At 62.1% G+C, this 12,586-nt stretch carries 16 protein-coding genes; 15 read left to right on the top strand and 1 reads right to left on the bottom strand.

Annotated elements, in window-relative coordinates; translation table 11 throughout:
• Positions 1–247 precede the first annotated feature (247 nt).
• Positions 248–667 (top strand): HIT family protein, encoded by a 420-nt coding sequence (locus GYA95_RS17055; protein WP_015271478.1) that lies wholly within the window; start codon positions 248–250, stop codon positions 665–667.
• Position 668: 1 nt separating this feature from the next.
• Positions 669–875, top strand: coding sequence for a SlyX family protein (locus GYA95_RS17050; RefSeq protein ID WP_015271477.1), 207 nt, complete (start codon positions 669–671; stop codon positions 873–875).
• A gap of 94 nt (positions 876–969) precedes the next feature.
• On the opposite strand, the gene GYA95_RS28180 is transcribed toward GYA95_RS17050, so the two are convergent.
• A complete protein-coding gene (locus GYA95_RS28180; protein WP_015271476.1) occupies positions 970–1,563 on the bottom strand; it encodes a cold-shock protein in 594 nt (197 codons plus the stop codon).
• A 280-nt stretch (positions 1,564–1,843) separates the two neighbouring features.
• On the opposite strand from GYA95_RS28180, the gene GYA95_RS17040 reads away from it, so the two are divergent.
• The 13 genes from GYA95_RS17040 (at position 1,844) to tolB (ending at position 12,558) form a co-directional block, all read left to right on the top strand.
• Positions 1,844–2,317 (top strand): Dps family protein, encoded by a 474-nt coding sequence (locus GYA95_RS17040; RefSeq protein WP_013973814.1) that lies wholly within the window; start codon positions 1,844–1,846, stop codon positions 2,315–2,317.
• A gap of 238 nt (positions 2,318–2,555) precedes the next feature.
• A complete protein-coding gene (locus GYA95_RS17035; RefSeq protein ID WP_015271475.1) occupies positions 2,556–2,885 on the top strand; it encodes a ribbon-helix-helix domain-containing protein in 330 nt (109 codons plus the stop codon).
• A gap of 92 nt (positions 2,886–2,977) precedes the next feature.
• Positions 2,978–3,199, top strand: coding sequence for an FmdB family zinc ribbon protein (locus GYA95_RS17030; RefSeq protein ID WP_003254776.1), 222 nt, complete (start codon positions 2,978–2,980; stop codon positions 3,197–3,199).
• Positions 3,200–3,294: 95 nt separating this feature from the next.
• Complete coding sequence (gene aspS / locus GYA95_RS17025) at positions 3,295–5,070, top strand: aspartate--tRNA ligase (protein WP_015271474.1); 1,776 nt, start codon at positions 3,295–3,297, stop codon at positions 5,068–5,070.
• A gap of 114 nt (positions 5,071–5,184) precedes the next feature.
• Complete coding sequence (locus GYA95_RS17020; protein WP_013973810.1) at positions 5,185–5,931, top strand: YebC/PmpR family DNA-binding transcriptional regulator; 747 nt, start codon at positions 5,185–5,187, stop codon at positions 5,929–5,931.
• Positions 5,932–6,116: 185 nt separating this feature from the next.
• Positions 6,117–6,641, top strand: coding sequence for a crossover junction endodeoxyribonuclease RuvC (gene ruvC, locus GYA95_RS17015; RefSeq protein WP_004375291.1), 525 nt, complete (start codon positions 6,117–6,119; stop codon positions 6,639–6,641).
• Positions 6,642–6,750: 109 nt separating this feature from the next.
• On the top strand, positions 6,751–7,368 hold the full coding sequence (gene ruvA, locus GYA95_RS17010) for a Holliday junction branch migration protein RuvA (RefSeq protein ID WP_015271473.1): 618 nt from the start codon (positions 6,751–6,753) through the stop codon (positions 7,366–7,368).
• Entirely contained in the window at positions 7,365–8,411 is a 1,047-nt protein-coding gene (ruvB, locus tag GYA95_RS17005; protein WP_004375289.1) for a Holliday junction branch migration DNA helicase RuvB, read from the top strand. The genes ruvA and ruvB overlap by 4 nt, the downstream gene beginning before the upstream one ends.
• Before the next feature lie 125 nt (positions 8,412–8,536).
• The gene (gene ybgC / locus GYA95_RS17000) at positions 8,537–8,989 is read left to right on the top strand and encodes a tol-pal system-associated acyl-CoA thioesterase (protein WP_015271472.1); all 453 of its coding nucleotides are present in this window, start codon (positions 8,537–8,539) and stop codon (positions 8,987–8,989) included.
• A 2-nt stretch (positions 8,990–8,991) separates the two neighbouring features.
• On the top strand, positions 8,992–9,687 hold the full coding sequence (gene tolQ / locus GYA95_RS16995) for a protein TolQ (protein ID WP_015271471.1): 696 nt from the start codon (positions 8,992–8,994) through the stop codon (positions 9,685–9,687).
• Between the two features lie 14 nt (positions 9,688–9,701).
• Positions 9,702–10,154, top strand: coding sequence for a protein TolR (gene tolR, locus GYA95_RS16990; RefSeq protein WP_003254760.1), 453 nt, complete (start codon positions 9,702–9,704; stop codon positions 10,152–10,154).
• On the top strand, positions 10,154–11,260 hold the full coding sequence (tolA, locus tag GYA95_RS16985; protein WP_013973804.1) for a cell envelope integrity protein TolA: 1,107 nt from the start codon (positions 10,154–10,156) through the stop codon (positions 11,258–11,260). The genes tolR and tolA overlap by 1 nt, the downstream gene beginning before the upstream one ends.
• A gap of 26 nt (positions 11,261–11,286) precedes the next feature.
• On the top strand, positions 11,287–12,558 hold the full coding sequence (gene tolB / locus GYA95_RS16980) for a Tol-Pal system beta propeller repeat protein TolB (RefSeq protein ID WP_043935851.1): 1,272 nt from the start codon (positions 11,287–11,289) through the stop codon (positions 12,556–12,558).
• Positions 12,559–12,586: the final 28 nt, after the last annotated feature.

The raw sequence follows: 12,586 nt of genomic DNA, 5'->3' as shown, positions 1-12,586 counted from the left end.
CGGGAGCCGCCTGATGCGGTAGCGCAGTCAAGAATCGTTAAAATTTGAAAAGCTGTCATGAAAGTCAATGTGTTACCGCAACTTGTTCATGCCGCGTCACCCGCGGGGTGACAAGTGTGGTGCGAGGGGTATCGGTAGCCTCATTTTGGTGCGAAAAGTAGCGCTGTGTTACCGGGAACGTGCAGGGTATCCTTGCAGGCCTGTTTTCCGCGTGAAGCGGGTTGGTTCTGCCTGAAGGAGATTTGCCGTGTTCGTCCTCGATTCGCGTTTGCAGCAGGATTCGCTGGTGCTGGGGGAGTTTGCGCTGTGCCAGTTGCTGCTGAGCAAGGATGCCAACTATCCATGGTTCATCCTGGTGCCCAAGCGCGCTGGCATCAGCGAAGTGTTCGAGCTCGATGCTGCAGAGCAGCAGCAGTTGTGGCAGGAAACCATCAGCCTGGCCGAAGCGCTGAAAGCCAGCTACAGCGCCGACAAGATGAACGTGGCTACCTTGGGTAATGTGGTCAGCCAGTTGCACATGCACGTGATCGTGCGCCAGCGCGACGACGCCGCCTGGCCGGCACCGGTGTGGGGCAAGTGCCCGGTGGCGGCCTACACCGACGACCAGGTGCAAGCCATCCGCCAGCGCCTGCGCGGGCTGCATCTCGCCGGTTACCAGGAGGCCTGATATGCCGCTTGAATCACGAGTGGTCGAACTGGAAACCCGCCTGGCGTTTCAGGATGACACCATCCAGGCATTGAATGACGTGGTGGTCGAGCAGGGCCGGGTGATCGAGCGGCTGCAGTTGCAGATGGCCGAGCTGATCAAACGCTACGAAGAGATGGTTGGCCAGTATGGCAGCGAAGGGGACGAGGCGCCGCCGCCTCATTATTGATACCTGAACCTGCTACACATATTCCGCTGGATGCACACAAACCTTGTGGGCGCGGCATGCTCGCTCCCACAAGGGATGGTTTCTGCAAACAGGATCAGCGGCGGGTTACCGCGACCACATCCTCGGCCTGCAGGCCCTTGTCGCGGTGCATCACGGAAAACTCCACGCGCTGGCCTTCCACCAGGATGCGGTGGCCTTCGCCACGAATGGCGCGAAAGTGCACGAAGATATCATCGCCCGAGTCGCGGGAGATGAAGCCGAAGCCTTTGGACGTGTTGAACCATTTCACGGTGCCGGTATCACGATTGCCGGCATCCTGCGCCGCGTGCTGGCTGGTGCGTGCCTTGCGGGGGCTGCGGGCAAAGCCCACGGCCAGGTGCACGGCCACGGCCAGCGCTGCGCAGACCAGTGCGGCCAGGTTGCCCATTTCCGGGCGGGCCAGCAGTGTCAGGGTCTGCAGCACCACAGCCACCACCAGCAGGGCGCAGGCCAGATGCTGCAGTTGCTGCCGCGCGCCGCGGTAGTACAGTGGCACGACGGGGGCCAGTACGAGGTTGAGCAGGCCGAGCAGGGCGAGGTAGACCGCGTCGGGTTGTTGCAGGAAGGGTAACGCATCGGTTTTCAGGCTGGGCATGAGCGATAGCAGCAAGGCTGCCACGCCCGTCACCAGATGGACGATTTTGAACATGGGGTTGGCTCACAGTTGATAAGGCCGATCACAGGAAGAGCTGGTAGCACGGTGCGCATGAGGTGTAGAGCGCGAACACGCGGCAGGCCAGCCTATGCACCCGGCAAATGGCAATCCGCACGGGTGGCACCATGCCTATTTAACAGTAAAGCCGCAGGCTACTCAAACCGCTGTCCCCGAGGGGCGATGTGTTGCGCCATGTCACATGCGGTGCAAACCAAGTGTTGCTACAGTGGTCGGCACCCGCTTGGGTCTCACGCCTTATGGAAAGGGGAACTTCATGGCAATTGATATCGGTATCAGTGAAGAAGATCGCAAGTCCATCGTCGATGGGCTGTCCCGCCTGTTGTCGGATACCTATGTGTTGTATCTGAAAACCCATAACTTCCACTGGAACGTCACCGGTCCGTCGTTCCGCACCCTGCACCTGATGTTCGAAGAGCAGTACAACGAACTGGCGCTGGCGGTCGACTCGATTGCCGAGCGCATCCGCGCCCTGGGCTTCCCGGCACCGGGGTCCTATGCATTTTATGCGCGGCACTCCTCGATCAAGGAGGAGGAAGGGGTGCCGCATGCCGACGAGATGATCCGCCAGCTGGTGCAGGGCCAGGAAGCCGTGGTGCGTACCGCGCGCAGCATCTTCCCGGTGGTGGACAAGGTCAGTGACGAGCCGACCGCCGACCTGCTGACCCAGCGCATGCAGGTGCACGAGAAGACCGCCTGGATGCTGCGGGTACTGCTCGACGGCAAGTAGATACCCAGCGCTGTACCGGCCCTTGTAGGAGCGGCCTTGTGTCGCGATGGGCTGCGAAGCAGCCCCACGGTTTGAGCGCATTGCACAAATTTCCGGGGCTGCTTCGCAGCCCATCGCGACACAAGGCCGCTCCTGCAGGTCCTGCGCAATTTTGTGCAGGAAGATTTTGCCGCTGCTTTAAGCTCGCCCAACAGCGCTTCATAGGCCACCTGGTACCTGTGACGAGGAAGTGTGGCGCATGACGCAAGCAAGCAAGCGTGTGGCTGGCCAGGGGCGTTGGCCGGGTAAACAGTGCATCGACCCGTTCAAGGCGGATTTCGACATGTTGCAGACCCAGCCCGTGTCACGCTCGGTGCGGCTCAACGGTTTTTCCACCTGCCTGCGGCTGGAGGCCGTCTACTGGGGTATCCTGGAGCGCATCGCCGCGGCCAACCGCTGCTCGGTCAGTGCGGTCCTGTCCTATGTGGACCGTGAGGTGCACCTGCGACAAGGCGGGGTGCGCAACTTCAGCGGGCTGATCCGGGTGATCTGCGTCGCCTGGCTGCTGGACCCGCCAAGTGTGCGCTGATCGCCTGGCGGGCTGCGCAGTGCTTGTTAACCATATATAATCCCGCTTTTTGCTGCCCCGGCAGCCAGCGTTGTGGTTGACGAGAGACACCCATGCCCCTTTATGACTATCAATGTGCATCCTGCGAGCACCGCATGGAAGTGCTGCAGAAGATCAGCGCCGCGCCGCTGACCGATTGCCCGGCCTGCCAGGCGCCGGCGCTGAAGAAGCTGCTGTCGGTGCCAGGCTTCCGCCTGAGCGGTAACGGTTGGTACGAAACCGACTTCAAGACCGGGGCGAAAAAGAATCTGGCAGGCGGCGACAAGGCCGACTGAGTTGAATGCTGTGACCGGGTCTTGCAATATTAGCCCTCTCCGGGCGGCCAAGGCCTCCACCGAATACACGAATCACGAGAAGCGAAACCACCATCATGATGCGCAGCCATTATTGCGGCCAACTGAACGAGAGCCTGGACGGCCAGGAAGTCACCCTTTGCGGCTGGGTCCATCGTCGCCGCGACCACGGCGGGGTGATCTTCCTCGACATCCGTGACCGCGAAGGCATGGCCCAGGTCGTGTTCGACCCGGATCGCGCCGAAACCTTCGCCGCTGCCGACCGCGTGCGCAGCGAATACGTCGTGCAGATCACCGGCAAGGTCCGCAAGCGCCCTGAAGGTGCGGTGAATGCCAACATGGCTTCCGGTGCCATCGAGATCCTCGGCTACCAGCTGAACGTGCTCAACGAAGCGGAAACCCCACCGTTCCCGCTGAACGAATACTCCGACGTCGGCGAAGAAACCCGCCTGCGCTACCGTTTCATCGACCTGCGTCGCCCGGAAATGGCCGACAAGCTGCGCCTGCGTTCGCGTATCACCAGCAGCATCCGTCGCTTCCTCGACGAAAACGGCTTCCTTGACGTCGAGACGCCGATCCTGACCCGTGCCACCCCGGAAGGCGCGCGTGACTACCTGGTGCCCAGCCGTACTCATGCCGGCAGCTTCTTTGCCCTGCCGCAGTCGCCGCAGCTGTTCAAGCAGTTGCTGATGGTTGCCGGCTTCGATCGCTACTACCAGATCGCCAAGTGCTTCCGTGACGAAGACCTGCGTGCCGACCGCCAGCCGGAATTCACCCAGATCGACATCGAGACCAGCTTCCTCGATGAAAGCGAGATCATGGGCCTGACCGAGAGCATGATCCGCAAGCTGTTCAAGGAAGTGCTGGATCTGGAATTCGGCGAATTCCCGCACATGACCTTTGAAGAGGCCATGCGCCGCTACGGCTCCGACAAGCCGGACCTGCGTATTCCGCTGGAACTGGTCGACGTTGCCGACCAGCTCAAGGACGTCGACTTCAAGGTGTTCGCCGGCCCGGCCAACGATCCGAAGTGCCGCGTTACTGCCCTGCGCCTGCCGGGCGGTGCCAGCATGCCACGCAGCAAGATCGACGAGTACACCAAGTTCGTCGGCATCTACGGTGCCAAGGGCCTGGCCTACATCAAGGTCAACGAGCGTGCCAAGGGCGTCGAAGGCCTGCAGTCGCCGATCGTCAAGAACATCCCCGAGGCCAACCTCAACACCATCCTCGACCGCGTTGGCGCCGTTGACGGTGACATCGTGTTCTTCGGTGCCGACAAGTTCAAGGTGGTCAGCGAAGCCTTGGGCGCGCTGCGTATCCGCCTGGGCCATGACTTCGAGTTGCTGACCTGCGAGTGGGCACCGATGTGGGTGGTCGACTTCCCGATGTTCGAAGAGAACGAGGACGGCAGCTTCACCGCGCTGCACCACCCGTTCACCGCGCCGAAGTGCACCCCGGAAGAGCTCGAGGCCAACCCGGCCGCGGCCCTGTCCCGTGCCTACGACATGGTTCTGAACGGTACCGAGCTGGGTGGCGGTTCGATCCGTATCCACCGTAAAGAGATGCAGCAGGCCGTGTTCCGCCTGCTGGGCATCGAAGCGGCAGAACAGGAAGAGAAGTTCGGCTTCCTGCTCGACGCCCTGAAGTTCGGTGCACCGCCTCACGGTGGTCTGGCCTTCGGCCTGGACCGTCTGGTCATGCTGATGACCGGCGCCCAGTCGATCCGTGAAGTGATCGCCTTCCCGAAAACCCAGAGCGCCGCGTGCGTCATGACCCAGGCTCCTGGCATGGTCGACGCCAAGGCCCTGCGCGAGCTGCACATCCGACTGCGCGAACAGACCAAGGTCGAGTAAGCAGTCCCCGGGCGCATCCACATGGATGCGCCTTTGCGTTTCGGCGCAGGCAATTTCCCGTCCCGCCCCGTACAGGGGCGGGGCTGTTTGTGATTCAAAGGATTCGGAGTCGTTATGGCTGGTCATTCCAAGTGGGCGAACATCAAGCACCGCAAAGAGCGCCAGGATGCCAAAAGAGGCAAGATCTTCACCAAGTGGATCCGTGAGCTGACGGTCGCCGCCAAGCAGGGCGGTGCTGACCCGGCATCCAACCCGCGCCTGCGCCTGGCGCTGGACAAGGCCTTGGGCGCCAACATGAGCCGCGACATCATCGATCGTGCCGTGGCCCGTGGTGCCGGCACCAACGAAAGCGATAACGTCGAAGAGCTCAGCTACGAAGGTTACGGTCCGGGTGGCGTGGCGATCATGGTCGAGGCCATGACCGACAATCGCAACCGTACCGCCGCTGCGGTGCGTCACGCCTTCACCAAGTGTGGTGGCAACCTGGGTACCGACGGTTCGGTGGCCTACCTGTTCGAGCGCAAGGGGCAGATCAGCTTTGCCCCGGGCGTGGAAGAAGACGCGTTGATGGAAGCGGCGATGGAAGCCGATGCCGATGACGTGGTGGCCAACGACGACGGCTCGTTCGACGTGTTCACCTCGTTCAACAGCTTCTACGCCGTGCGCAATGCCCTGGAAGAGGCTGGCTTCAAGGCCGCTGACGCGGAAATCGTCATGCAGCCGACCACCAGCGCCGAACTCGACCAGGACGGTGCCGAGAAAGTACTCAAGCTGATCGACATGCTCGAAGACCTGGATGACGTGCAGAACGTCTACTCCAATGCCCAGATTTCCGACGAGATCATGGAAAACCTCGGCTAAGGTGTCCTGGCTATCCATGCCAGTTCTTCAAGTTTGTCAGCGCCTGTACCGGCCCTTTCACGGGTAAACCCGCTCCCACAGGTACTGCACCACATTCAGAGTCGGTGCAGTACCTGTGGGAGCGGGTTTACCCGTGAAAGGGCCGGTACAGTTTGCAGAGATGCATCAATTTTTTGACAGGCACTATGACTCTGATTCTTGGTATCGACCCCGGCTCGCGCATCACCGGATATGGCGTGGTACGCCAGACCGCCCGTGGTTGCGAATACGTGGCGTCGGGCTGCATTCGCACCGGCAGCGGCGAGCTGCACGAGCGGCTGCAGATCGTCTTTCGTGGCGTGGGTGAAATCATCGCCCAGCACGGCCCGGTAACCATGGGCATCGAGCGAGTGTTCATGGCCCGCAACGCCGACTCGGCGCTCAAGCTCGGCCAGGCCCGTGGTGCGGCCATCGTCGCCGCCGCCGAAGCCGGCCTGGAAATCGCCGAATACAGCGCCACCCAGGTCAAGCAGGCGGTAGCCGGTACCGGAGGGGCCAACAAGGAGCAGGTGATGATGATGGTCATGCACCTGCTGAAACTGACGCAGAAGCCGCAGATCGACGCCTCCGACGCCCTGGCCATCGCCTTGTGCCACGCCCATACCCGCTCCAGCCTGGTGCCGCATGGCCTGGCCACGGCGCGGCGGCGCGGAGGGCGCTTGCGTCTGTAGGCGCTTCATGCGCTGATACATATTTTGTTCGGGTGATGCGTTCACCCGCTGCATTTGCTGATAGGGTTGAGCGGTCTTTGACCGGCTCCCCGAGAGGAAGGATCGGAACGTGATTGGACGTTTGCGCGGCACCCTGGCGGAAAAACAGCCGCCGCACCTGATTATCGACGTCAACGGCGTGGGTTACGAACTGGAAGTTCCCATGACCACGCTGTACCGTCTGCCCAAGGTGGGCGAACCCGTAACCGTGCACACCCACCTGGTGGTGCGCGAGGATGCTCACCTGCTCTACGGTTTTGCCGAAAAGCGTGAGCGCGAGCTGTTCCGCGAGCTCATCCGCCTGAACGGCGTAGGGCCGAAGCTGGCCCTGGCGCTCATGTCCGGGCTGGAAGTGGACGAGCTGGTGCGCTGCGTGCAGGCCCAGGATACTTCGGCCCTGGTGCGCGTGCCCGGTGTCGGCAAGAAGACCGCCGAACGCCTGCTGGTCGAGCTCAAGGACCGCTTCAAGGCTTGGGAAACCTCCCCGGCCATGTTTACCCTGGTCTCCGACGGGCCGCTGCCGGTCGCAAGCGCATCCACAGCCGAAGCCGATGCCGTCAGCGCCCTGGTTTCGCTGGGCTACAAGCCGCAGGAAGCCAGCAAGGCAATCGCCGCGATCAAGGACAAGGCCGGCCTGAGCAGTGAGGAACTGATTCGTCGCAGCCTGAAAGGGATGATTACCAAGTGATCGAAGCCGACCGCCTGATCGCCGCCAGTGGCCGCGACCGTGAAGAAGTCCAGGACCGTGCGATTCGCCCGCTGCGGCTGGACGAGTACATCGGCCAGCCGGTGGTGCGCGAGCAGATGGCGCTGTTCATCCAGGCCGCCCGTGGCCGCAGCGAGTCGCTCGACCACACGCTGATCTTCGGCCCGCCCGGCCTGGGCAAGACCACCCTGGCCAACATCATCGCCCAGGAAATGGGCGTGTCGGTCAAGAGCACTTCGGGGCCTATCCTCGAGCGCCCGGGCGACCTCGCGGCCATGCTGACCAACCTCGAACCGCACGACGTGCTGTTCATCGACGAGATCCACCGGTTGTCACCGGTCGTCGAAGAGGTGCTGTACCCAGCGATGGAGGATTTCCAGCTCGACATCATGATCGGCGAAGGGCCTGCTGCCCGCTCGATCAAGCTGGACCTGCCGCCGTTCACCCTGGTCGGTGCCACCACCCGTGCCGGCATGCTCACCAACCCGCTGCGGGACCGCTTCGGTATCGTCCAGCGCCTGGAGTTCTACAGCGACAAGGACCTGGCCACCATCGTCAGCCGTTCGGCCGGCATCCTCGGCCTGGCCATCGAAGACCAGGGTGCCTACGAGATCGCCCGCCGGGCCCGCGGCACGCCACGTATTGCCAACCGCCTGCTGCGCCGCGTGCGCGACTACGCCGAAGTGCGCGGCAAGGGCCAGATCACCAAGGCCGTGGCCGACATGGCGCTCAACCTGCTGGACGTGGACGAGCGCGGCTTTGACCACTCCGACCGCCGCCTGCTGCTGACCATGATCGAGAAGTTCGACGGTGGCCCGGTCGGCGTGGACAACCTGGCGGCAGCCATCAGTGAAGAGCGCCACACCATCGAGGACGTGCTCGAGCCGTACCTCATCCAGCAAGGCTACATCATGCGCACGCCGCGCGGCCGCGTGGTCACCCGGCATGCCTACCTGCACTTTGGCCTGAACGTGCCCGGGCGCCTGGGGGAGGGTGGTGATTTTTCCGAAACGGGCGATGAGTGACAGATCGAAAACGGCTTTTCGTGGTCCTACCGCTGGCATGCCGAGGGTGCGCTGGCAATAAGACATTAATGAAGAAAAAACAGTTGCCATAGCGGATTGGCAAGCTGAGGAGTAAGCACTAGAGTATGCGCGCGCAAAATGGCCTGGAACCGTTCGCACACCGTTGTCGTGTCTATTACGAAGATACCGATGCCGGTGGCGTGGTGTATTACGTCAATTACCTGAAATTCATGGAGCGCGCGCGTACCGAGCGGCTGCGGCACCTGGGCTTTTCCCAGGCGCAGTTGGCCGAAGACAACCTGCTGTTCGTAGTCCACTCCAGCGAAGCGCGCTATCACGCGCCGGCGCGGCTGGACGACGAGCTGCGGGTCACCGCGCAAGTACTTGAACTCAATCGCGCCAGCCTGCGCTTCGTGCAGCAGGTCTGGCGGGAAAAGGATGAAACGCTGCTCTGTGAAGGGCAGTTCCTGGTGGCCGCCGTGCGCGCCGACACTTTCAAACCCCGAGCCATACCCCCGGAGCTGCGTGACGCCTTTGCGGCGGACGGCTCGGGTACTCAATCGAATGCAGGAGAATAAGCGTGGAAGCTAACGTCGTCGACCATACCTCCATGTGGAGTCTGGTCAGCAATGCCAGCGTGTTGGTACAGCTGGTAATGCTGACCCTGGTGGCCGCCTCGGTCACCTCATGGGTCATGATCTTCCAGCGCAGCACCATGCTGCGCGCCGGTCGTCGTGCGCTGGATGCCTTCGAGGAGCGCTTCTGGTCGGGCATCGACCTGTCCAAGCTGTACCGCCAGGCAGGCAGTAACCCAGACCCGGATTCTGGTGTCGAGCAGGTATTTCGTGCCGGCTTCAAGGAATTCTCGCGCCTGCGCCAGCAGCCAGGTGTTGACCCGGACGCGGTCATGGAGGGCGTTGCCCGTGCCATGCGCGTAGCCATCTCGCGCGAGGAAGAAAAGCTCGAGCAGAGCCTGCCGTTCCTGGCCACCGTCGGTTCGACCAGCCCGTACATCGGCCTGTTCGGTACCGTATGGGGCATCATGAACTCCTTCCGCGGCCTGGCCAGCGCCCAGCAGGCCACCCTGGCCACGGTCGCCCCGGGTATTGCCGAAGCGCTGATCGCCACCGCCATCGGCCTGTTCGCGGCAATTCCGGCGGTCATCGCCTACAACCGCTTCTCGGCGCGCAGCGAAGTGCTGATCGGCCGTTACTACACCTTCGCCGACGAGTTCCAGGCGATCCTGCACCGCAAAGTGCACACCAGCGAAGAGTAATCAGGTAGAAGCCCATGGCCCGAGTTCGCCACAAACGCAAGCCCGTCGCCGAGATGAACGTGGTGCCCTACATCGACGTGATGCTGGTACTGCTGGTCATCTTCATGGTGACGGCGCCCATGCTCAACCAGGGCGTCAAGGTAGACCTGCCCAAGGTTTCCAGTGAAGCCTTGCCGCAGGACAACAACGTCCAGATCCTCACCATCTCCATCAAGGCCGACAAGACCTACTACTGGAACCTCGGCAGCGAAGTCGATACCGACAAGCAGATGGACAAGGCCATGACCTTGCCAGCCATGACCGACGCGGTGACCAAGATCATTGCCGCCGGCCGTGACCAGGGCAAGCAGACCCAGGTGTTCATTCGTGGCGACAAGGCTGTCGACTATGGCGCGGTCATGGGTGCCATGGGCGGGTTGCAGAAGGCCGGTGTCGGTAACGTTGGCCTGATTACCGAGGCGCCCTGATGCAACAGCGAGAGCCATCCGCCTCGGAAAGCTACTTCTGGCCCAGTATCTGGGCCATCGGCCTGCATGTGCTGGTGTTCGCCCTGCTGTTCGTCAGTTTTGCCATGACGCCTGAGCTGCCGCCATCCAAGCCGATCGTCCAGGCTACCCTGTACCAGCTCAAGTCCAAGAGCCAGGCGACCACCCAGACCAATCAGAAGATTGCCGGGGAAGCGAAGAAAACCGCTTCGCGCCAGACCGAAGTCGAGCAGCTGGAACAGAAGAAGGTCGAGCAGGAGGCCGTGAAGGCCGCGGAACAAAAGAAAGCCGACGCTGCTCAAAAGGCCGAGGAGGCCCGCGAGGCCGCCGAAGCCAAGAAAGCCGAGGCAGCTGCCGAGGCCGCCAAGGCCGCCGAGGCCAAGAAGGCCGCCGAAGCCAAGAAGGCCGAAGAGGCGAAGAAGGCTGCCGAGAAGCAGCAGGCCGACATCGCCAAGAAGAAGGCCGAGGAAGAAAAGAAAAAAGCCGAAGAAGAGGCCAAGAAAGAGGCCGCTGAAGAGGCGAAGAAACAAGCCGCCGAGGACGCCAAGAAAAAGGCGGCCGAAGAGGCCAAGAAGAAAGCAGCCGAGGACGCCAAGAAGAAAGCGGTAGCCGAGGAAGCGAAGAAGAAGGCAGCTGAAGAGGCCAAGAAAAAGGCCGCTGCAGATGCCCAGAAGAAAAAGGCACAGGAAGCGGCCCGCAAGGCGGCGGAAGACAAGAAAGCCCAGGCCCTGGCCGAGCTGTTGTCCGACACCACCGAACGGCAGCAGGCGCTGGCCGACGAGCAGGGTGACCAGGTGGCCGGCGACTTCGACGACCTGATCCGCATGCGCGCGGCCGAGGGCTGGGCTCGTCCGCCTTCCGCGCGCAAGGGCATGACGGTGGTCCTGCAGATCAACATGTTGCCGGACGGTACCATCACCAGCGTCAGCGTGGCCCGGTCCAGTGGTGACGGCCCGTACGACAGCTCGGCGGTGGCAGCAGTGAAGAACATCGGTCGTCTGACCGAGATGCAGGGTATGAAGCCGAGCGATTTCAACCAATATCGTTCGTTCAAGATGACATTTACACCTGAGGATCTAGCGTTGTGATTAAACGTCTGAGAGGACTGCTGGTCATGCTGTGCTGCGTGGCAGGCATGGCCGTTGCAGAGGAAAAGAACATCCTGGTCACCAGCGGCAGCGACCGGGCCACGCCCATCGCGGTAGTGCCGTTCGGTCTGCAGGGCGGCAGCGTGCTGCCGGAAGACATGGCCGACATCATCGGCAACGACCTGCGCAACTCCGGCTACTACTCGCCGATTCCGCGGCAGAACATGATCAGCCAGCCGTCGCAGGCCAGCGAAGTGATCTTCCGTGACTGGAAAGCGCTGGGCGCGCAGTACGTGATGGTCGGCAGCATCGTGCCGTCGGGCGGTCGCCTGCAGGTGCAGTACGCACTGTTCAACGTCGCCACCGAGCAGCAAGTGCTGACCGGCAGCGTGGCGGGCAGCGTCGATCAGCTGCGCGACATGGCGCACTACATTTCCGACCAGTCGTTCGAGAAGCTCACCGGCATCAAGGGGGCGTTCTCCACCCGCATGCTGTACGTGACGGCCGAGCGCTTCTCTACCAACAACACCCGCTATACCCTGCAGCGCTCGGACTACGACGGTGCACGTGCGGTCACCCTGCTGCAATCGCGTGAACCGATCCTGTCGCCACGCTTTGCGCCGGATGGCAAGCGTATCGCCTATGTCTCCTTCGAGCAGAAGCGCCCACGCATCTTTGTCCAGCACATCGATACCGGTCGCCGTGAGCAGGTCACCAACTTCGAAGGCCTGAACGGCGCGCCAGCCTGGTCGCCGGACGGCTCGCGCCTGGCGTTCGTGCTGTCGAAGGACGGCAACCCGGACATCTACGTGATGAACGTGGCTTCGCGCCAGATCACCCGCGTCACCGCTGGCCCGGGCATCAACACCGAGCCGTTCTGGGGCAAGGATGGCAACACCCTTTACTTCACCTCCGACCGTGGCGGCAAGCCGCAAATCTACAAGCAGTCGATCGGTGGCGGTGGTGCCGAGCGTGTAACTTTCGTGGGTAACTACAACGCCAACCCGAAACTGTCGGCGGACGAAAAGACCCTGGTGATGATCCATCGCCAGCAGGGCTTCACCAACTTCAAAGTTGCGGCCCAGGATTTGCAACGCGGAAGTGTAAAGATTCTCTCGGAAACGAGTCTTGATGAGTCTCCCACTGTTGCGCCAAACGGCACCATGCTAATCTACGCCACCCGCCAGCAGGGCCGGGGAGTCTTGATGCTCGTGTCGCTTAATGGCCGCGTGAGGCTCCCACTTCCTACCGCTCAAGGCGAAGTCAGAGAACCGTCCTGGTCCCCTTACCTGAACTGATTGCGGCGTAATAATTTTTTGCTTAACA

The sequence above is a fragment of the Pseudomonas asiatica genome, assembly GCF_009932335.1.
Lineage (GTDB): Bacteria > Pseudomonadota > Gammaproteobacteria > Pseudomonadales > Pseudomonadaceae > Aquipseudomonas > Aquipseudomonas asiatica.
Note: the sequence above shows the minus strand (reverse complement) of the source record. Positions and strands in the feature narration are given on the sequence as shown.

Bases quoted from the DNA above. Each gene is read 5' to 3' on its own strand.
- GYA95_RS17035 (WP_015271475.1), top strand. From the start codon at position 2,556: ATGACGCAAGCAAGCAAGCGTGTGGCTGGCCAGGGGCGTTGGCCGGGT.
- GYA95_RS17020 (WP_013973810.1), top strand. From the start codon at position 5,185: ATGGCTGGTCATTCCAAGTGGGCGAACATCAAGCACCGCAAAGAGCGC.
- aspS (WP_015271474.1), top strand. From the start codon at position 3,295: ATGATGCGCAGCCATTATTGCGGCCAACTGAACGAGAGCCTGGACGGC.
- tolA (WP_013973804.1), top strand. From the start codon at position 10,154: ATGCAACAGCGAGAGCCATCCGCCTCGGAAAGCTACTTCTGGCCCAGT.
- GYA95_RS17050 (WP_015271477.1), top strand. From the start codon at position 669: ATGCCGCTTGAATCACGAGTGGTCGAACTGGAAACCCGCCTGGCGTTT.
- tolR (WP_003254760.1), top strand. From the start codon at position 9,702: ATGGCCCGAGTTCGCCACAAACGCAAGCCCGTCGCCGAGATGAACGTG.
- ybgC (WP_015271472.1), top strand. From the start codon at position 8,537: ATGCGCGCGCAAAATGGCCTGGAACCGTTCGCACACCGTTGTCGTGTC.
- GYA95_RS17030 (WP_003254776.1), top strand. From the start codon at position 2,978: ATGCCCCTTTATGACTATCAATGTGCATCCTGCGAGCACCGCATGGAA.
- GYA95_RS28180 (WP_015271476.1), bottom strand. From the start codon at position 1,563: ATGTTCAAAATCGTCCATCTGGTGACGGGCGTGGCAGCCTTGCTGCTA.
- ruvC (WP_004375291.1), top strand. From the start codon at position 6,117: ATGACTCTGATTCTTGGTATCGACCCCGGCTCGCGCATCACCGGATAT.
- GYA95_RS17040 (WP_013973814.1), top strand. From the start codon at position 1,844: ATGGCAATTGATATCGGTATCAGTGAAGAAGATCGCAAGTCCATCGTC.
- tolB (WP_043935851.1), top strand. From the start codon at position 11,287: ATGCTGTGCTGCGTGGCAGGCATGGCCGTTGCAGAGGAAAAGAACATC.